The organism is Geobacillus zalihae (assembly GCF_030414215.1).
GTDB lineage: Bacteria > Bacillota > Bacilli > Bacillales > Anoxybacillaceae > Geobacillus > Geobacillus zalihae.
The window spans coordinates 109,741-128,862 of sequence record NZ_CP129217.1; the positions used below are offsets into that span (position 1 = coordinate 109,741).

Annotated in this window: 18 protein-coding genes and 1 other annotated feature; all 18 genes read left to right on the top strand. The window is 52.4% G+C overall.

All coding sequences use genetic code 11. The annotated features are described in order from the left end of the window. Nucleotides 1-117 precede the first annotated feature (117 nt). The 18 genes from rplA (at nt 118) to rplV (ending at nt 19,121) form a co-directional block, all read left to right on the top strand. Nucleotides 118-819, top strand: a complete 702-nt coding sequence (gene rplA / locus QWV57_RS00590; protein WP_012820483.1) for a 50S ribosomal protein L1 — start codon at nt 118-120, stop codon at nt 817-819. Nucleotides 820-866: 47 nt separating this feature from the next. Next, nucleotides 867-1,030, top strand: a sequence feature (ribosomal protein L10 leader region). Between the two features lie 47 nt (nt 1,031-1,077). Further along, entirely contained in the window at nt 1,078-1,578 is a 501-nt protein-coding gene (gene rplJ / locus QWV57_RS00595; protein WP_011229610.1) for a 50S ribosomal protein L10, read from the top strand. Nucleotides 1,579-1,632: 54 nt separating this feature from the next. Then, nucleotides 1,633-2,001 carry a 50S ribosomal protein L7/L12 gene (rplL, locus tag QWV57_RS00600; protein ID WP_012820484.1) on the top strand — a complete coding sequence of 123 codons (369 nt, stop codon included), beginning with the start codon at nt 1,633-1,635 and terminating at the stop codon, nt 1,999-2,001. 111 nt (nt 2,002-2,112) lie between these two features. Beyond that, entirely contained in the window at nt 2,113-2,715 is a 603-nt protein-coding gene (locus QWV57_RS00605) for a class I SAM-dependent methyltransferase (RefSeq protein WP_301100178.1), read from the top strand. Nucleotides 2,716-3,129: 414 nt separating this feature from the next. After that, a complete protein-coding gene (gene rpoB, locus QWV57_RS00610; RefSeq protein ID WP_015373724.1) occupies nt 3,130-6,705 on the top strand; it encodes a DNA-directed RNA polymerase subunit beta in 3,576 nt (1,191 codons plus the stop codon). A gap of 92 nt (nt 6,706-6,797) precedes the next feature. Further along, nucleotides 6,798-10,397, top strand: a complete 3,600-nt coding sequence (rpoC, locus tag QWV57_RS00615) for a DNA-directed RNA polymerase subunit beta' (RefSeq protein WP_025950559.1) — start codon at nt 6,798-6,800, stop codon at nt 10,395-10,397. A 134-nt stretch (nt 10,398-10,531) separates the two neighbouring features. Then, nucleotides 10,532-10,780, top strand: a complete 249-nt coding sequence (locus QWV57_RS00620; protein WP_011229615.1) for a 50S ribosomal protein L7ae-like protein — start codon at nt 10,532-10,534, stop codon at nt 10,778-10,780. A gap of 96 nt (nt 10,781-10,876) precedes the next feature. Continuing rightward, nucleotides 10,877-11,299 carry a 30S ribosomal protein S12 gene (gene rpsL / locus QWV57_RS00625; RefSeq protein WP_011229616.1) on the top strand — a complete coding sequence of 141 codons (423 nt, stop codon included), beginning with the start codon at nt 10,877-10,879 and terminating at the stop codon, nt 11,297-11,299. A gap of 39 nt (nt 11,300-11,338) precedes the next feature. Continuing rightward, nucleotides 11,339-11,809 (top strand): 30S ribosomal protein S7, encoded by a 471-nt coding sequence (gene rpsG / locus QWV57_RS00630; RefSeq protein WP_011229617.1) that lies wholly within the window; start codon nt 11,339-11,341, stop codon nt 11,807-11,809. 180 nt (nt 11,810-11,989) lie between these two features. Then, complete coding sequence (gene fusA, locus QWV57_RS00635) at nt 11,990-14,068, top strand: elongation factor G (RefSeq protein WP_060788513.1); 2,079 nt, start codon at nt 11,990-11,992, stop codon at nt 14,066-14,068. A gap of 128 nt (nt 14,069-14,196) precedes the next feature. Then, on the top strand, nt 14,197-15,384 hold the full coding sequence (tuf, locus tag QWV57_RS00640) for an elongation factor Tu (protein ID WP_011229619.1): 1,188 nt from the start codon (nt 14,197-14,199) through the stop codon (nt 15,382-15,384). 296 nt (nt 15,385-15,680) lie between these two features. Next, entirely contained in the window at nt 15,681-15,989 is a 309-nt protein-coding gene (gene rpsJ, locus QWV57_RS00645) for a 30S ribosomal protein S10 (RefSeq protein WP_008881945.1), read from the top strand. Nucleotides 15,990-16,009: 20 nt separating this feature from the next. Then, nucleotides 16,010-16,651 carry a 50S ribosomal protein L3 gene (gene rplC / locus QWV57_RS00650; protein ID WP_011229620.1) on the top strand — a complete coding sequence of 214 codons (642 nt, stop codon included), beginning with the start codon at nt 16,010-16,012 and terminating at the stop codon, nt 16,649-16,651. A 29-nt stretch (nt 16,652-16,680) separates the two neighbouring features. Continuing rightward, nucleotides 16,681-17,304 carry a 50S ribosomal protein L4 gene (gene rplD / locus QWV57_RS00655; protein ID WP_011229621.1) on the top strand — a complete coding sequence of 208 codons (624 nt, stop codon included), beginning with the start codon at nt 16,681-16,683 and terminating at the stop codon, nt 17,302-17,304. Continuing rightward, nucleotides 17,304-17,591: a 50S ribosomal protein L23 gene (rplW, locus tag QWV57_RS00660; protein ID WP_011229622.1), complete on the top strand. Its 288-nt coding sequence runs from the start codon at nt 17,304-17,306 to the stop codon at nt 17,589-17,591. The genes rplD and rplW overlap by 1 nt, the downstream gene beginning before the upstream one ends. A 27-nt stretch (nt 17,592-17,618) precedes the next feature. Further along, nucleotides 17,619-18,449 carry a 50S ribosomal protein L2 gene (gene rplB, locus QWV57_RS00665; protein WP_011229623.1) on the top strand — a complete coding sequence of 277 codons (831 nt, stop codon included), beginning with the start codon at nt 17,619-17,621 and terminating at the stop codon, nt 18,447-18,449. Nucleotides 18,450-18,482: 33 nt separating this feature from the next. Next, nucleotides 18,483-18,761, top strand: coding sequence for a 30S ribosomal protein S19 (gene rpsS / locus QWV57_RS00670; protein ID WP_011229624.1), 279 nt, complete (start codon nt 18,483-18,485; stop codon nt 18,759-18,761). An 18-nt stretch (nt 18,762-18,779) separates the two neighbouring features. Further along, nucleotides 18,780-19,121: a 50S ribosomal protein L22 gene (gene rplV, locus QWV57_RS00675; RefSeq protein WP_011229625.1), complete on the top strand. Its 342-nt coding sequence runs from the start codon at nt 18,780-18,782 to the stop codon at nt 19,119-19,121. Nucleotide 19,122: the final 1 nt, after the last annotated feature.

The following is a 19,122-nucleotide window of genomic DNA, read 5'->3' on the forward strand; positions in this document are numbered from 1 at the left end:
CAGCAAGACGGGCCTGATGAATGGGCATCCGTCCGCTTCTTCGTTTTCGAAAGAAGCGAAGAACGTTCAATGTGGGAGGTTTTTCCGCTAAAACCACAACCGAGGAGGATTTTTCACATGCCGAAAAGAGGAAAGAAATACTTAGAAGCATTGAAACTCGTCGACCGCTCCAAAGCATACCCGATTGCTGAAGCAATCGAGCTCGTGAAAAAAACGAACATCGCGAAATTCGATGCCACGGTGGAAGTGGCGTTCCGTTTGGGCGTCGACCCGAAAAAAGCGGACCAACAAATTCGCGGCGCCGTCGTCCTGCCGCACGGCACAGGGAAAGTGGCGCGCGTGTTGGTGTTCGCGAAAGGGGAAAAAGCGAAAGAAGCAGAAGCGGCTGGCGCTGACTATGTCGGCGATACAGAATATATCAACAAAATCCAGCAAGGTTGGTTTGACTTTGATGTCGTTGTTGCTACGCCGGACATGATGGGTGAAGTCGGGAAACTCGGCCGCATTTTAGGGCCGAAAGGGTTGATGCCAAACCCGAAAACCGGAACAGTCACGTTTGACGTAGCAAAAGCGGTGCAAGAAATCAAGGCTGGTAAAGTGGAATACCGCGTCGACAAAGCGGGCAACATCCACGTTCCGATCGGCAAAGTGTCGTTTGACAACGAGAAATTGGCTGAAAACTTCGCAGCCGTCTATGAAGCAATTTTGAAAGCCAAACCGGCGGCGGCAAAAGGGACGTACGTGAAAAACGTCACGATTACATCCACAATGGGCCCTGGCATCAAGGTTGACCCGTCCACGGTTGCTGTTGCACAATAACCGTTGACTTTTGTTTGTCCGTCTGTTAAAATGCCATTTGGCTGAACAAATGAATATCATTTGTACCGTAGACAGTAGGTGCCTGTTTGAGGCTTAATTTCCTACCGAGGTATGTGGACGATAGAACAGCGCGCCCTGCGTCGGGGACGAGCGGCGGTGCGTTGAACGACACCTCCATGTCTACGCGGCATGGAGGTTTTTTATTGAGCAGACGGTATAAGTGGTATTCTCTCATTTTCCTTACAGGAGGTGCAGGACGTGTCGAGCGCGATTGAACTGAAAAAACAAGTGGTCGCGGAAATCGCAGACAAATTCCGGGCCAGCAAGGCAACCGTCATCGTTGATTACCGCGGCTTGAACGTGGCGGAAATGACCGAGTTGCGCAAACAGCTGCGCGAGGCAGGCGTCGAGTTTAAAGTGTACAAAAACACCTTGACCCGCCGGGCGCTCGCGGAAGTCGGCTTGGAAGGACTGGATGAAGTGTTCACCGGTCCAAATGCCATCGCCTTCAGCAATGAAGATGTCGTGGCGCCGGCAAAAATTTTAAGCGAGTTTGCGAAAACGCATGAAGCATTGGAAATCAAAGGCGGCGTCATCGAAGGGAACATCGCCAGCAAAGAAGAAATCGATGCGTTGGCGAAACTCCCGTCCCGCGAAGGGTTGCTTTCGATGTTGCTTAGCGTTCTTCAAGCCCCGATCCGCAACTTTGCGCTTGCGATTAAAGCGGTGGCTGACAAGCAAGAGGAACAAGGCGCGTAATGGCGCATCGATATGTGCTTAACAATCATTCAGAAAACAAAGGAGGAAGTTGTGATGACGAAAGAACAAATCATCGAAGCTGTGAAAAACATGACGGTATTGGAATTAAATGAATTAGTCAAAGCAATTGAAGAGGAATTCGGCGTAACAGCTGCGGCTCCGGTTGTTGTCGCGGGCGGCGCAGCAGCTGGCGCTGAAGCAGCGGCAGAAAAAACGGAATTCGACGTCATTCTTGCCGACGCCGGCGCGCAAAAAATCAAAGTCATCAAAGTCGTTCGCGAAATCACTGGCCTCGGCCTGAAAGAAGCGAAAGACTTGGTCGACAACACCCCGAAGCCGATCAAAGAAGGCATTGCGAAAGAAGAAGCAGAAGAAATCAAAGCAAAACTCGAAGAAGCTGGCGCGAAAGTCGAAATCAAGTAATGGCTGCGCCATTGAAAAAAGAGGCTTGCCCGAAGCAAGGGACGGCCTCTTTTTTGTTACACTATATAACGGAAGGCAGTGCAGCCTGTCGACAAGGAGGAGGGGATGATGATGAGCGAGCATTATTACTCAGTCAATCCGAAGTCGGAGCGAAACCCGCAAACGTGGACGTACGTGTTGCGGGGGCATGAATTCCGCTTTACGACCGACAGCGGAGTGTTTTCAAAGCGCGAAGTCGACTTTGGCACACACCTGTTAATTGAAACGTTCGAGGAGCCGGGAGTGGCTGGGGATTTGTTGGATGTCGGCTGCGGATATGGGCCGATCGGGCTTGCCTTGGCCAAATCGTTTCCAAACCGGCGCGTTCACATGATTGATGTCAACGAGCGGGCGCTCGAACTGGCGCAGGAAAACAAGCAGGCAAACGGGATTGACAATGCGGTGATTTACAAAAGCGATCTTTTTTCGGAAGTCGGAGAACAGCGATTTGCAGCGGTCGTCACCAATCCGCCGATCCGGGCTGGCAAACGGGTCGTTTACGCGATTTTTGAACAAAGCCGCGATCATCTGCTTGATCATGGCGAGCTATGGGTCGTCATTCAAAAAAAGCAAGGCGCCCCATCGGCCTTGCAAAAGCTGAACGAATGCTTTCCCGCTGTAGAAGTCGTCGCGAAGAAAAAAGGATATTATATCATAAAGGCGAAAAAATGTTGACACCGTTTTTTTATTGTGGTAGCATTATAAAATGCTAAATATGCACATTTCCCGTGCAGAGGGGATGACGTATAATTTTGGACGCAATGGAAACAATGATAAAATCAATAAACAACGAACCATATGGTTTTCTATTGGAATAGAAACCATTTTCTTTTTTTTCTCCATTCAACTCAACGCCTGGTTTCCTCGCGCCGGGAGCGTGTTAAATCCCCTAAATGAAACGGCGGTGCACGCAACGAAGCCGTTTCCGCCCGGATGGCGGGGGCCGGCTGCATGCATGCCTAGTGCTTTGCCCCGGAATGACGGAGCGGCCAGTCCGCCTTGAAGGCATTGATTGCTGAGCAGAGCGGATGATGGAGCTGTTCCGGTTCCGGTTTTCACTAATGTCTACATTTGAGGGGTGAATCACTCTTGACAGGCCGACTAGTTCAATACGGGCGACACCGCCAACGCAGAAGCTATGCACGCATCAGCGAAGTGCTGGAATTGCCGAACTTGATCGAAATTCAAACGTCCTCCTACCAATGGTTTCTCGATGAAGGGTTGCGGGAAATGTTTAGGGAAATTTCCCCGATTGAAGACTTTTCCGGCAATCTCTCGCTTGAATTTATCGACTATAGTTTAGGAGAACCGAAATATACGGTCGAAGAGGCGAAAGAACGCGACGTTACATATGCGGCGCCGCTTCGCGTCAAAGTTCGCCTGATCAATAAAGAAACGGGCGAAGTGAAGGAACAAGACGTGTTTATGGGCGATTTTCCGCTCATGACGGAAACCGGAACGTTTATTATCAATGGGGCGGAACGCGTCATCGTTTCCCAGCTCGTCCGCTCGCCAAGCGTCTATTACAGCGACAAAGTTGATAAAAACGGCAAACGCGGCTACTCGGCGACAGTGATTCCGAACCGCGGCGCATGGCTTGAATATGAAACCGATGCGAAAGACGTCGTTTACGTTCGCATCGACCGCACCCGTAAACTGCCGGTTACGGTGCTTCTCCGTGCGCTTGGGTTCAGCTCCGACCAAGAAATCATCGATCTGCTCGGTGACAACGAATACTTGCGCAATACGCTTGAAAAAGATAATACCGACAGCACGGAAAAAGCGTTGATTGAAATTTACGAGCGTCTTCGTCCGGGAGAGCCGCCGACGCTTGAGAATGCGAAAAATTTGCTGGCGTCGCGCTTTTTTGATCCGAAGCGCTATGACTTGGCGAGCGTAGGCCGTTATAAAATCAATAAAAAACTTCATATTAAAAACCGCCTGTTCAATCAGCGGCTCGCGGAAACGATCATTGATCCCGAAACCAAGGAAGTCATCGCCGAAGCTGGAGCGATGATCGACCGCCGAACGCTGAATCGCCTGCTCCCGTATTTGGAAAAAGGGGTCGGCTTACAGACATACCGCCCGGCCGAAGGGGTGGTGGACGGGGACATTTCGGTGCAAACGATCAAAATTTATGCCCCGAATGACCCGGATGGCGAAAAAGTGATCAACGTCATCGGCAACGGCTTCATCGCCGAGGATGTCAAACATATTACACCGGCTGACATCATTGCGTCGATCAGCTATTTCTTCAACTTGCTCCACGGCGTCGGCGATACGGATGACATCGACCATTTAGGCAACCGCCGCCTCCGTTCGGTCGGCGAACTATTGCAAAACCAATTCCGCATCGGCCTGTCGCGCATGGAGCGCGTCGTGCGCGAGCGCATGTCGATCCAAGATACGAACACGATTACGCCGCAGCAGCTGATCAACATCCGCCCAGTGATCGCGGCGATCAAAGAGTTTTTCGGCAGCTCGCAGCTGTCACAGTTCATGGATCAAACGAACCCATTGGCCGAACTGACGCACAAGCGGCGTCTGTCCGCGCTTGGCCCTGGCGGATTGACACGTGAGCGCGCTGGGTTTGAGGTGCGCGACGTTCACTATTCGCACTACGGGCGGATGTGTCCGATTGAAACGCCGGAAGGTCCGAACATCGGACTCATCAACTCGCTGTCCACTTACGCGAAAGTGAACAAGTTCGGCTTTATTGAAACGCCATACCGGCGCGTCGATCCGGAAACAGGGCGGGTGACGGACCAAATCGATTATTTGACAGCCGATGAAGAGGACAATTACGTTGTAGCACAGGCGAACGTACCGCTTGCGGAGGACGGCACGTTCCTTGAAGAAAACGTTGTCGCCCGTTTCCGCGGCGAGAACATCGTCGTCAAGCGCGATCGCGTCGACTACATGGACGTTTCGCCGAAGCAAGTCGTCTCGGCAGCGACAGCGTGCATCCCATTTTTGGAAAACGACGACTCGAACCGCGCGCTGATGGGAGCGAACATGCAGCGGCAAGCCGTGCCGCTGTTGGAACCGGAAGCGCCGATCGTTGGCACGGGGATGGAGTATGTTTCGGCGAAAGACTCGGGCGCAGCGGTCATTTGCAAGCACCGCGGCATCGTCGAGCGCGTCGAAGCAAAGGAAATTTGGGTGCGTCGGCTGATTGAAGTGGACGGCAAAGAAGTCAAGGGTGATCTAGATAAATATCGGTTGCTGAAATTCGTTCGTTCGAACCAAGGCACGTGCTACAACCAGCGGCCGATCGTGAAAAAAGGCGATATCGTTGAGAAGGGCGAAATTTTGGCCGATGGCCCGTCGATGGATAAGGGCGAATTGGCGCTTGGCCGCAATGTGCTTGTCGCCTTTATGACATGGGACGGTTACAACTACGAAGACGCGATCATCATGAGCGAACGGCTCGTCAAAGAAGACGTGTATACATCCATTCATATTGAAGAGTATGAAGCCGAATCGCGCGATACGAAACTCGGTCCTGAAGAAATTACGCGCGACATTCCAAACGTCGGCGAGGATGCGCTGAAAAACTTGGATGAACGCGGCATCGTCCGCATCGGCGCAGAAGTGAAAGACGGCGACTTGCTCGTCGGCAAAGTGACGCCAAAAGGAATGACCGAGCTGACGGCGGAAGAGCGGCTTTTGCACGCGATCTTCGGCGAAAAAGCGCGCGAGGTGCGTGATACGTCGTTGCGCGTCCCGCACGGCGGCGGCGGCATCGTCCTTGACGTGAAAGTGTTCAACCGCGAAGACGGCGACGAGCTTCCGCCGGGTGTCAATCAACTGGTGCGCGTCTATATTGTGCAAAAGCGGAAAATTTCCGAGGGCGACAAAATGGCAGGTCGCCACGGAAACAAAGGGGTTATTTCCCGCATTTTGCCGGAGGAAGATATGCCCTTCTTGCCGGATGGCACGCCGATTGACATCATGTTAAACCCACTCGGCGTTCCGTCGCGGATGAACATCGGGCAAGTATTTGAGCTGCACCTTGGCATGGCGGCGAAAAAACTCGGCCTGCACATCGCCTCCCCGGTCTTTGACGGGGCGACGGAGGAAGACGTTTGGAACATCCTCGAAGAAGCCGGCATGGCGCGCGATGCCAAAACGGTGCTGTATGACGGGCGGACGGGCGAACCGTTTGACAACCGCGTGTCGGTCGGGATCATGTACATGATCAAGCTTGCCCACATGGTCGACGACAAACTCCACGCTCGCTCGACCGGCCCGTACTCGCTTGTCACTCAACAGCCGCTTGGCGGCAAGGCGCAGTTCGGCGGCCAGCGCTTTGGTGAGATGGAAGTATGGGCGCTTGAGGCGTATGGGGCGGCATACACGCTGCAAGAAATTTTGACCGTCAAGTCCGACGATGTCGTCGGCCGTGTCAAAACGTACGAGGCGATCGTCAAAGGGGAAAACATTCCGGAGCCGGGTGTGCCGGAGTCGTTTAAAGTGTTGATCAAAGAGCTGCAAAGCTTGGGCATGGACGTCACGATTTTGACGAGCGATGAACAAGAAATCAACATGGAAAACTTTGATGATGATGATGATGACCATGCACCGGATGCCATCATGGTGGACGTCAAACCGGCCGAACGGGAAGAAGCCGGCGAAGAGAAAGATGCGGTGACGAAAGAATAAACCGGCCATAACGGCCAGGCGGGGAGCTGTTCCCCGCCATTGGCCGCTTGAGGGAACGGAAAACCGACGGATCAAAAAGGGAGGTATACCCCTTGCTGGATGTCAATAAATTTGAGTACATGAAAATTGGGCTCGCTTCCCCGGAGAAAATTCGTTCTTGGTCGTATGGCGAAGTCAAAAAGCCAGAGACAATCAACTATCGGACGTTAAAGCCGGAAAAAGACGGCTTGTTTTGCGAGCGCATTTTCGGTCCGACGAAAGACTGGGAATGCCATTGCGGCAAATATAAACGCGTTCGCTACAAAGGCGTCGTCTGCGACCGTTGCGGCGTCGAAGTGACGCGCTCGAAAGTCCGCCGCGAACGGATGGGCCATATCGAGCTGGCTGCCCCGGTTTCGCATATCTGGTATTTCAAAGGCATCCCGAGCCGGATGGGGTTGGTTCTTGACATGTCGCCGCGGGCGCTCGAAGAGGTCATTTATTTTGCATCCTATGTCGTCACCGACCCGGGTGATACGCCGCTTGAGAAAAAGCAGCTGTTGTCGGAAAAGGAATACCGCGCCTATCGCGAGAAGTACGGTCAATCGTTCCAAGCGTCGATGGGGGCGGAGGCGATCAAAAAGCTGCTCCAAGACATTGATTTGGATAAAGAGGTAGCCGCGCTGAAAGAAGAGCTGAAAACGGCGCAAGGGCAACGGCGCGCCCGCATCATTAAGCGGCTTGAAGTGCTTGAAGCGTTCCGCAGTTCAGGGAACGACCCGGCATGGATGGTGCTTGATGTACTGCCGGTCATTCCGCCGGAGTTGCGCCCGATGGTTCAGCTTGACGGCGGGCGGTTTGCAACATCGGATTTGAACGATTTGTACCGCCGCGTCATCAACCGTAACAACCGGCTGAAACGGCTGCTTGATCTCGGTGCGCCGAACATTATCGTCCAAAATGAGAAGCGGATGCTGCAAGAGGCGGTTGATGCTTTGATCGATAACGGCCGCCGCGGCCGTCCGGTGACCGGTCCGGGGAACCGTCCGTTAAAATCGCTTTCCCACATGCTGAAAGGGAAGCAAGGGCGCTTCCGGCAAAACTTGCTCGGCAAACGCGTTGATTATTCCGGCCGCTCCGTCATCGTCGTCGGCCCAAACTTAAAAATGTATCAATGCGGGCTGCCGAAAGAAATGGCGCTAGAGTTGTTCAAGCCGTTCGTCATGAAGGAGCTTGTGGAGCGGGGGTTGGCGCATAACATTAAAAGCGCGAAACGGAAAATCGAGCGCGTCCATCCGGAAGTGTGGGATGTGCTTGAAGATGTCATCAAAGAACATCCGGTGCTGTTAAACCGCGCTCCGACGCTGCACCGTCTCGGCATTCAGGCGTTTGAACCAACGCTTGTGGAAGGGCGGGCGATCCGTCTTCATCCGCTTGTTTGCACGGCGTACAACGCTGACTTTGACGGCGACCAAATGGCGGTGCACGTGCCGCTGTCGGCTGAGGCGCAAGCCGAAGCGCGCTTGTTGATGTTGGCGGCGCAAAACATTTTGAACCCGAAAGACGGGAAGCCGGTCGTGACACCATCACAAGACATGGTGTTGGGCAACTACTACTTGACGATGGAGCGCGAGGGAGCCATCGGCGAAGGCATGGTGTTCAAAGACACGGACGAGGCGCTGCTTGCTTACCATAACGGCTACGTCCATCTCCATTCGCGCATCGCCATTCATGCCGGTTCGCTGAAAAACGAAACGTTTACCGAAGAGCAAAACAACAAGCTGCTCTTAACGACCGTCGGAAAGCTCATTTTCAACGAAATTTTGCCGAATTCGTTCCCGTACATCAACGAGCCGACGACGGAAAACATTGAAGGGCGGACGCCGGACAAGTACTTCCTTGACAAAGGGGTCAACGTGCGCGAAGAAATTCGCAAGCGCGAACTCGTGCCGCCGTTTAAGAAAAAAGTGCTCGGGCAAATTATCGCTGAAGTGTTCAAACGGTTCAAAATCACCGAAACATCGAAGATGCTCGACCGCATGAAAGACCTTGGCTTCCAATATTCGACGAAGGCCGGCATCACGATCGGCGTGGCCGATATCGTCGTCCTGCCGGAAAAACAAGAAATTTTGGATGAAGCGCAAGCGAAAGTCGATACGGTTTTGAAGCAGTTCCGCCGCGGCTTAATTACGGACGAAGAGCGGTACGAGCGCGTCATCTCCATCTGGAGCGCGGCGAAAGACAAAATTCAAGACCGGTTGATGAAGTCGCTTGATAAACGCAACCCGATCTTTATGATGAGCGATTCCGGAGCGCGCGGGAACGCGTCGAACTTTACGCAGCTTGCGGGGATGCGCGGTTTGATGGCCAACCCGGCCGGCCGGATCATTGAGCTGCCGATCAAGTCGTCGTTCCGCGAAGGCTTGACGGTATTGGAATACTTTATCTCGACGCACGGCGCGCGAAAAGGATTGGCGGATACGGCGCTCAAAACGGCCGACTCAGGCTATCTCACGCGCCGCCTTGTCGACGTGGCCCAAGACGTCATCGTCCGCGAAGAAGATTGCGGCACCGACCGCGGCATTTTGGCGCGGGCGCTGACGGATGGCACGGAAGTTGTCGTCAAGCTTGAAGAGCGGCTTGTCGGCCGCTATGCGCACAAAACGGTGCGCCATCCGGAAACGGGCGAAGTGATCGTCCGCAAAGACGAGATGATCACCGAAGATATCGCCAATGAGATCATGAAAGCCGGCATTACGGAAGTATGGATTCGCTCCGTATTCGCCTGCAACACGCGCCATGGCGTCTGCAAAAAATGTTACGGCCGCAACATGGCGACCGGCATGGACGTCGAAGTTGGCGAAGCCGTCGGCATTATCGCCGCTCAGTCGATCGGCGAGCCGGGCACGCAGCTGACAATGCGGACGTTCCATACAGGCGGCGTCGCCGGCGACGATATCACTCAAGGTTTGCCACGGGTGCAAGAGCTGTTTGAAGCGCGCAACCCGAAAGGGCAAGCGGTCATTTCGGAAATTGACGGCACGGTCATCTCGATTAACAAAACGCGTGACAACCAATATGAAGTTGTCGTGCAAGGTGAGGTTGAAACGCGGACATATGTAGCGCCGTACAATGCGCGGCTGAAAGTCGAAGAAGGTCAGCGCGTCGAACGCGGCCAAGAGCTGACAGAAGGCTCGGTCGACCCGAAACAGTTGTTGCGCGTGCGCGATATTACATCCGTGCAAGAGTACTTGCTCCGCGAAGTGCAAAAAGTGTACCGGATGCAAGGGGTAGAAATCAGCGACAAGCATATCGAGGTCATGGTGCGGCAAATGTTGCGCAAAGTGCGCGTCATCGATGCCGGCGACACCGATGTGCTGCCGGGTACGCTTTTGGATGTTCACCAGTTTACCGATGTCAACGCCAAAGCTCTTCGCGAAGGGAAACGGCCGGCGACGGCCCGCCAGGTGTTGCTTGGCATCACGAAAGCGTCGCTTGAGACGGATTCATTCTTGTCTGCTGCTTCGTTCCAAGAAACGACGCGCGTCTTGACCGATGCAGCGATCAAAGGAAAACGTGATGAACTGCTTGGCTTAAAAGAAAACGTCATTATCGGCAAACTCGTCCCGGCTGGAACCGGTATGGCCCGCTACCGGAAAGTGAAGCCGGCCGTCAAAAAGGAAACGGCTGGCGACACGGTGTCGTCCAAATAACGCGAGTCAAGCGGCCGGCTAAGGCGCTCCTTGGCCGGCCATCATCTAATGAAAAATCCAGTTGACAATCGACAAAGAAAATGGTAGTCTAATAAAGGTGTTCCAACAACCTGGTACTTTGGAGGATATGTTACATGTCTTATGAAAAAGTATTACAGGCTGGAAAAATTGTCATTGGAACCAAACAAACGATAAGGGCTTTAAAGGAAGGGAAAGCAGCGGAAGTGATCGTGGCGGAGGATGCCGACTTGCCGATCATCGAAAAAGTGACCGCCGCCGCCAATGAGGCAAACGTGCCGGTCACAAAAGTCGATTCGATGAAAAAGCTTGGCAAGGCGTGCAAAATCCAAGTCGGTGCGGCTGCAGTGGCGATCCTTCGGTAACGTTTTGCCTTTCTCCCCTAAAACCTTTATTTGCATAAACGATGAACCACCTGGATATGTGGGCTTAAACGATACATGCGAAAGGAGGATCTTTTCATGCCTACAATCAACCAATTGGTCCGCAAAGGACGCGAGAAAAAAGTCGTGAAATCGAAATCCCCTGCGTTGAACAAAGGGTATAACAGCTTCAAAAAAGAGCAAACGAATGTGTCGTCTCCGCAAAAACGCGGCGTTTGCACGCGTGTCGGCACGATGACGCCGAAAAAACCGAACTCGGCGTTGCGGAAATACGCCCGTGTCCGCTTGACAAATGGGATTGAAGTTACGGCGTACATTCCGGGGATCGGCCATAACTTGCAAGAACACAGCGTTGTGCTCATCCGCGGCGGACGTGTCAAAGACTTGCCGGGGGTACGCTACCATATTATCCGTGGGGCGCTGGATGCTGCAGGCGTAGCGAACCGGATGCAAGGTCGTTCGAAATACGGCGCGAAAAAACCAAAAGCAGCGAAAAAATAATGAAATGAAGAGAATGTTTTCCTGAAGGGAGGAAACACTATGCCACGTAGAGGCCCTGTTGCTAAACGTGACGTACTGCCGGATCCAATTTACAATTCGAAGCTTGTTACCCGTTTGATCAATAAAATTATGATCGACGGCAAAAAATCAAAAGCGCAAAAAATTCTTTACACCGCGTTTGATATTATCCGTGAGCGCACGGGTAAAGATCCAATGGAAGTGTTTGAGCAAGCGTTGAAAAACGTGATGCCGGTGTTGGAAGTGCGCGCTCGCCGCGTTGGTGGGGCGAACTACCAAGTTCCGGTCGAGGTTCGTCCGGACCGCCGCGTTTCTCTCGGTTTGCGCTGGCTCGTGCAATATGCACGTCTTCGCAACGAAAAAACGATGGAAGAGCGCTTGGCAAATGAAATTATGGACGCTGCCAACAACACGGGTGCAGCGGTGAAAAAACGCGAAGATACACATAAAATGGCTGAAGCGAACCGCGCGTTTGCCCATTACCGCTGGTAAGGAGCGCCGCCTAAAGGAAATAGGTGAGGAGGCACTGCGGTTGCCTATTCACCTATCTTCCTATATATTGCGGCCTTTCCGGTCGCGCGTGGGACAACTTCAAAGACAAGGGGATTGCGCCATCGATGGCGGCGCCATCTACTTATATTTCATATTTGAAGGAAGGAGAAAATAACCACTATGGCAAGAGAGTTCTCCTTGGAAAAGACTCGCAACATAGGGATTATGGCGCACATTGACGCCGGGAAAACGACGACGACGGAACGGATCTTGTTCTATACCGGCCGCGTTCATAAAATCGGGGAAGTGCATGAAGGTGCGGCCACGATGGACTGGATGGAACAAGAACAAGAGCGCGGAATTACGATCACGTCGGCGGCGACAACGGCGCAATGGAAAGGCCATCGCATCAATATCATCGACACGCCGGGGCACGTCGACTTTACGGTCGAGGTTGAGCGTTCGTTGCGCGTATTGGACGGGGCCATCACGGTCTTAGACGCGCAATCGGGTGTTGAACCGCAAACGGAAACCGTTTGGCGCCAAGCGACGACATATGGCGTCCCACGGATCGTGTTCGTCAACAAAATGGATAAAATCGGCGCCGATTTCTTGTATTCGGTGAAAACGCTCCATGACCGCCTGCAAGCGAACGCCCATCCGGTGCAACTGCCGATCGGTGCTGAAGATCAATTCTCCGGCATTATCGACTTGGTTGAAATGTGCGCGTACCATTACCATGATGAGCTTGGCAAAAACATTGAGCGCATTGACATTCCGGAAGAATACCGCGATATGGCAGAAGAGTACCATAACAAGCTGATTGAGGCGGTCGCTGAGCTGGACGAAGAATTAATGATGAAATATTTGGAAGGAGAAGAAATCACGGCGGAAGAGCTGAAGGCCGCGATCCGCAAAGCGACGATCAGCGTTGAATTCTTCCCGGTCTTCTGCGGCTCGGCATTCAAAAACAAAGGTGTTCAGCTGCTTCTTGACGGCGTTGTCGACTACTTGCCGTCTCCGGTTGACATCCCGGCGATTCGCGGCGTCGTTCCGGATACCGAAGAAGAAGTGACACGTGAAGCAAGCGATGACGCTCCGTTTGCCGCTTTGGCATTTAAAATCATGACTGACCCGTATGTCGGGAAATTGACGTTTATTCGCGTCTACTCTGGAACGCTTGATTCCGGTTCATATGTGATGAACACGACGAAAGGGAAGCGCGAACGGATCGGCCGCTTGCTGCAAATGCACGCGAACCACCGTCAAGAAATTTCGAAAGTCTATGCCGGTGATATTGCCGCAGCGGTAGGTTTAAAAGATACGGCGACCGGTGATACTCTATGTGATGACAAGCATCCTGTCATTTTAGAGTCGATGCAATTCCCAGAACCGGTCATTTCGGTGGCAATCGAGCCGAAGTCGAAAGCCGATCAAGACAAAATGAGCCAAGCGCTGCAAAAATTGCAAGAAGAAGACCCGACTTTCCGCGCTCACACCGACCCGGAAACGGGCCAAACGATCATCTCCGGAATGGGCGAGTTGCATCTTGACATCATCGTCGACCGGATGCGCCGCGAGTTCAAAGTCGAAGCGAACGTCGGGGCGCCGCAAGTTGCCTACCGCGAAACGTTCCGCAAATCGGCGCAAGTCGAAGGCAAATTCATCCGTCAATCCGGCGGCCGCGGTCAATACGGCCACGTTTGGATCGAATTCTCGCCGAACGAGCGCGGCAAAGGCTTCGAATTCGAGAACGCCATCGTCGGTGGGGTTGTTCCGAAAGAGTATGTGCCGGCCGTCCAAGCTGGATTGGAAGAAGCGATGCAAAACGGCGTCTTAGCCGGCTATCCGGTTGTCGACATTAAAGCGAAGCTGTTCGACGGATCGTACCACGATGTCGACTCGAGCGAAATGGCATTCAAAATCGCTGCTTCCTTGGCATTGAAAAACGCCGCGACGAAGTGCGATCCGGTTCTTTTGGAACCGATCATGAAAGTCGAAGTCGTCATCCCTGAAGAGTACCTCGGTGACATCATGGGCGACATCACGTCCCGTCGCGGCCGCATCGAGGGGATGGAAGCGCGCGGCAACGCCCAAGTCGTCCGGGCGATGGTGCCGATGGCTGAAATGTTTGGTTATGCGACATCGCTCCGTTCGAACACGCAAGGACGCGGAACGTTCTCGATGGTGTTTGACCACTATGAAGAAGTTCCGAAAAACATCGCCGATGAAATTATCAAAAAAAATAAAGGCGAATAATTGATTTCTCTTGCTAGTTTCGCTATAAATACTTATGTAAGTAAGACTTGGGAACATTTTGTTCCCAAGCATCCTATACTTACCCAACCATATAAATTCATATCTTACTTTTAAGGAGGATATCTCTCATGGCTAAAGCGAAATTTGAGCGCACGAAACCGCACGTCAACATTGGCACGATCGGCCACGTTGACCACGGGAAAACGACGTTGACAGCTGCGATCACGACGGTTTTGGCGAAACAAGGCAAAGCCGAAGCAAAAGCGTACGACCAAATCGACGCTGCTCCGGAAGAGCGTGAACGCGGGATTACGATTTCGACGGCGCACGTCGAGTATGAAACAGATGCTCGCCACTATGCGCACGTTGACTGCCCAGGCCACGCTGACTACGTTAAAAACATGATCACGGGCGCGGCGCAAATGGACGGCGCGATCCTTGTTGTATCGGCGGCTGACGGTCCGATGCCGCAAACGCGCGAACACATTCTTCTCTCCCGCCAAGTCGGTGTTCCGTACATCGTTGTATTCTTGAACAAATGCGACATGGTGGACGACGAAGAATTGCTTGAACTTGTTGAAATGGAAGTTCGCGATCTTCTCTCTGAATACGACTTCCCAGGCGATGAAGTGCCGGTCATCAAAGGTTCGGCATTAAAAGCGCTTGAAGGCGACCCGCAATGGGAAGAAAAAATCATTGAACTGATGAATGCGGTTGACGAATACATCCCGACGCCGCAACGTGAAGTGGACAAACCGTTCATGATGCCAATCGAGGACGTCTTCTCGATCACGGGCCGCGGTACGGTTGCAACAGGCCGTGTTGAACGCGGTACGTTGAAAGTTGGCGACCCGGTTGAAATCATCGGTTTGTCGGATGAGCCGAAAACGACGACCGTTACGGGTGTAGAAATGTTCCGCAAACTTCTCGATCAAGCGGAAGCCGGCGACAACATCGGTGCGCTTCTCCGCGGCGTATCTCGTGATGAAGTCGAGCGCGGCCAAGTATTGGCGAAACCTGGTTCGATCACGCCGCACACGAAATTCAAAGCGCAAGTATACGTCCTGACGAAAGAAGAAGGCGGACGCCATACTCCGTTCTTCTCGAACTACCGTCCGCAATTCTACTTCCGTACGACGGACGTAACGGGCATTATCACGCTTCCGGAAGGCGTCGAAATGGTTATGCCTGGCGACAACGTTGAAATGACGGTGGAACTGATCGCCCCGATCGCGATCGAAGAAGGTACGAAATTCTCGATCCGCGAAGGCGGCCGTACGGTCGGCGCTGGCTCTGTATCGGAAATCATCGAGTAATCACGGCAAAAAAGGGTGTCCAGCAATGGACATCCTTTTTTTGATGCCATCTTGACCGTCAGATTGGCGGCTGTGTTGAAAACGGGATGGCGGCTATGTATAATAGAAGAAGTGTGGGAAAAGCAAAGAAATCACTTGCAATCTTGCTTACATACCAGTATAATATCAAATGTTGGTCTTTGACTGCGATGAAGCGGAAGGTTGCTGACACACCCGGCCGCTTTGCCACGGCGGTGTGCAGGAAATTTCCGTGGAGAAGTCTATTTTCAAAATAGGCGAAGAAGGAGGGAAACCAAATGGCAAAAGAAAAAATTCGCATTCGTTTAAAAGCTTACGATCATCGAATTTTAGACCAATCGGCGGAGAAAATTGTGGAAACCGCAAAACGTTCCGGGGCAAAAGTGTCGGGGCCGATCCCGTTGCCGACGGAAAGAACGGTGTATACGATCTTGCGTGCCGTTCATAAGTACAAAGACTCCCGTGAACAATTCGAAATGCGGACGCATAAACGTTTGATCGACATCATCAACCCGACTCCGCAAACGGTTGATTCGTTAATGCGTCTCGATTTGCCGTCGGGCGTTGATATTGAAATTAAACTTTGATCGACTGGGAGGTGTGACACATGACGAAAGGAATCTTAGGAAGAAAGATCGGTATGACGCAAATATTTGCGGAAAATGGCGATTTGATTCCGGTAACCGTCATCCATGCGACGCCGAACGTCGTCCTGCAAAAGAAAACGATCGAAAACGACGGTTACGAAGCGATCCAATTAGGTTTTGAAGATATTAGCGAAAAACGCGCCAATAAACCGCAAATTGGCCATGCTGCCAAAGCGAACACGGCACCTAAGCGCTTCATTCGTGAAATCCGCGGCGCCAACATCGATGAATATGAAGTTGGCCAAGAAGTGAAAGTTGACATTTTCAGCGAAGGCGAAATTGTCGATGTCACGGGCATTTCGAAAGGGAAAGGTTTCCAAGGGGCGATCAAACGCCACGGTCAATCACGCGGACCAATGGCTCACGGTTCCCGTTATCATCGCCGTCCGGGTTCGATGGGGTCCATCGCGCCAAACCGCGTTTTCAAAACGAAAAACTTGCCGGGCCGCATGGGCGGTGAGCGCGTGACGATCCAAAACTTGAAAATCGTGAAAGTGGATCCGGAGCGCAACTTGCTGCTCATTAAAGGCAATGTGCCGGGTCCGAGAAAAGGCTTAGTCATCGTCAAAAGCGCCGTGAAAGCGGCGAAGAAGGCGAAATAACATCCGGCCAAGAAAGGAGGAACTACGTAATGCCAAAAGTAGCATTATACAACCAAAACGGTCAGACGGTCGGCGAAATCGAGTTGAACGACGCCGTTTTTGGGATTGAACCGAATAAGCATGTGTTGTTCGAAGCAGTGATTATGCAACGCGCCTCGATGCGTCAAGGAACGCATAAAACGAAAAACCGCGCTGAAGTGAGCGGCGGCGGCCGCAAGCCATGGCGCCAAAAAGGGACAGGACGCGCCCGTCAAGGTTCGATTCGCGCTCCGCAATGGCGCGGCGGCGGTACGGTCTTTGGTCCAGTTCCGCGCAGCTACAGCTACAAACTTCCGAAAAAAGTTCGCCGTTTAGCGATCAAATCGGCATTGTCTTCGAAAGTGCTCGAAAACGACATCGTTGTATTGGATCAATTGTCGCTTGAAGCACCGAAGACGAAGGAAATGGTCAAAATTTTAAACAATCTCTCAGTGGATCGGAAAGCACTCATTGTGACCGACGAGCTGAATGAGAATGTATATCTGTCGGCGCGCAACATTCCTGGCGTCAAAGTGGTGGCAGCCAACGGCATCAATGTGCTCGATGTGCTCAACCATGACAAACTCGTCATTACGAAGGCGGCCGTGGAGAAAGTAGAGGAGGTGCTTGCATAATGAAAGACCCTCGCGACATTATTAAGCGCCCCATCATCACGGAAAATACAATGAATTTGATCGGGCAAAAAAAATATACGTTTGAGGTCGACGTCAAAGCGAACAAGACGGAAGTGAAAGACGCCGTCGAGAAAATTTTTGGCGTTAAAGTAGCCAAAGTGAACATCATGAACTATAAAGGGAAATTTAAACGCGTCGGCCGCTACAGCGGCTATACGAACCGCCGCCGCAAAGCGATCGTCACGCTGACGCCGGACAGCAAAGAGATCGAACTGTTTGAAGTGTAACATAAACGATGAAGGAGGGACATTCCGATGGCGATCAAAAAGTACAAACCGACATCGAACGGCCGTCGCGGCATGACGGTGCTTGATTTCTCGGAAATTACGACGGATCAGCCGGAAAAATCGCTGCTTGCTCCGTTAAAGAAAAAGGCGGGCCGCAACAATCAAGGGAAAATTACGGTGCGCCATCAAGGCGGCGGCCATAAACGCCAATATCGGATTATCGACTTTAAACGCGACAAAGACGGAATTCCAGGACGCGTTGCTACGATTGAATACGATCCGAACCGTTCTGCCAATATCGCGCTTATCAACTATGCAGACGGTGAAAAACGCTACATTATCGCGCCGAAAAACTTGAAAGTCGGCATGGAAATCATGTCCGGTCCGGATGCGGACATTAAAATCGGCAATGCGCTTCCGCTTGAGAACATCCCAGTCGGTACGCTCGTCCACAACATTGAGCTGAAACCGGGCCGCGGCGGACAATTGGTGCGTGCAGCTGGTACGTCGGCGCAAGTGCTTGGGAAAGAAGGAAAATACGTCATCGTTCGTTTGGCTTCCGGCGAAGTGCGCATGATTTTAGGCAAATGCCGTGCAACGGTTGGTGAAGTCGGCAACGAGCAACACGAACTTGTCAACATCGGGAAAGCAGGACGCGCCCGCTGGTTGGGAATTCGCCCGACAGTTCGCGGTTCGGTTATGAACCCGGTTGACCATCCGCACGGCGGTGGTGAAGGGAAAGCGCCAATCGGACGCAAATCGCCGATGACACCATGGGGCAAACCGACGCTTGGATACAAAACACGCAAAAAGAAAAACAAATCGGATAAATTCATCATCCGTCGCCGCAAGAAATAATGAACGAGCGCAATTCAGAAGGGAGGTTCACTTATGGGTCGCAGCTTGAAAAAAGGTCCGTTTTGCGATGAGCATTTGATGAAAAAAATCGAAAAACTGAATGCAACAGGGCAAAAACAAGTGATCAAAACGTGGTCTCGCCGTTCGACGATCTTCCCGCAGTTTGTCGGGCATACGATCGCGGTGTACGATGGCCGCAAACATGTTCCGGTCTACATCACGGAAGACATGGTCGGGCACAAACTCGGCGAATTTGCGCCGACGCGCACGTTCCGCGGCCATGCTGGCGATGACAAGAAAACGAAACGGTAATGAGAGGAGGTTCTAGATATGCAAGCTAAAGCTGTTGCAAGAACCGTTCGCATCGCTCCTCGTAAAGCGCGCTTAGTCATTGACTTGATTCGCGGGAAAGAAGTGGGCGAAGCGTTCGCTATTTTGCGCCATACACCAAAAGCAGCTTCCCCGATCATTGAGAAAGTGTTGAAATCAGCAGTTGCCAACGCTGAACACAACTATGACATGGACGTCAACAACTTGGTCATTACTCAAGCGTATGTCGACGAAGGCCCGACGCTGAAACGGTTCCGTCCGCGCGCCATGGGACGGGCAAGCGCCATTAACAAACGCACAAGCCATATTACGATCGTCGTTTCAGAAAAGAAGGAGGGATAAT

Bases quoted from the DNA above. Each gene is read 5' to 3' on its own strand.
- rplA (WP_012820483.1), top strand. From the start codon at position 118: ATGCCGAAAAGAGGAAAGAAATACTTAGAAGCATTGAAACTCGTCGAC.
- rplL (WP_012820484.1), top strand. From the start codon at position 1,633: ATGACGAAAGAACAAATCATCGAAGCTGTGAAAAACATGACGGTATTG.
- QWV57_RS00605 (WP_301100178.1), top strand. From the start codon at position 2,113: ATGAGCGAGCATTATTACTCAGTCAATCCGAAGTCGGAGCGAAACCCG.
- QWV57_RS00620 (WP_011229615.1), top strand. From the start codon at position 10,532: ATGTCTTATGAAAAAGTATTACAGGCTGGAAAAATTGTCATTGGAACC.
- rpsL (WP_011229616.1), top strand. From the start codon at position 10,877: ATGCCTACAATCAACCAATTGGTCCGCAAAGGACGCGAGAAAAAAGTC.
- rpsG (WP_011229617.1), top strand. From the start codon at position 11,339: ATGCCACGTAGAGGCCCTGTTGCTAAACGTGACGTACTGCCGGATCCA.
- fusA (WP_060788513.1), top strand. From the start codon at position 11,990: ATGGCAAGAGAGTTCTCCTTGGAAAAGACTCGCAACATAGGGATTATG.
- tuf (WP_011229619.1), top strand. From the start codon at position 14,197: ATGGCTAAAGCGAAATTTGAGCGCACGAAACCGCACGTCAACATTGGC.
- rpsJ (WP_008881945.1), top strand. From the start codon at position 15,681: ATGGCAAAAGAAAAAATTCGCATTCGTTTAAAAGCTTACGATCATCGA.
- rplC (WP_011229620.1), top strand. From the start codon at position 16,010: ATGACGAAAGGAATCTTAGGAAGAAAGATCGGTATGACGCAAATATTT.
- rplD (WP_011229621.1), top strand. From the start codon at position 16,681: ATGCCAAAAGTAGCATTATACAACCAAAACGGTCAGACGGTCGGCGAA.
- rplW (WP_011229622.1), top strand. From the start codon at position 17,304: ATGAAAGACCCTCGCGACATTATTAAGCGCCCCATCATCACGGAAAAT.
- rplB (WP_011229623.1), top strand. From the start codon at position 17,619: ATGGCGATCAAAAAGTACAAACCGACATCGAACGGCCGTCGCGGCATG.
- rpsS (WP_011229624.1), top strand. From the start codon at position 18,483: ATGGGTCGCAGCTTGAAAAAAGGTCCGTTTTGCGATGAGCATTTGATG.
- rplV (WP_011229625.1), top strand. From the start codon at position 18,780: ATGCAAGCTAAAGCTGTTGCAAGAACCGTTCGCATCGCTCCTCGTAAA.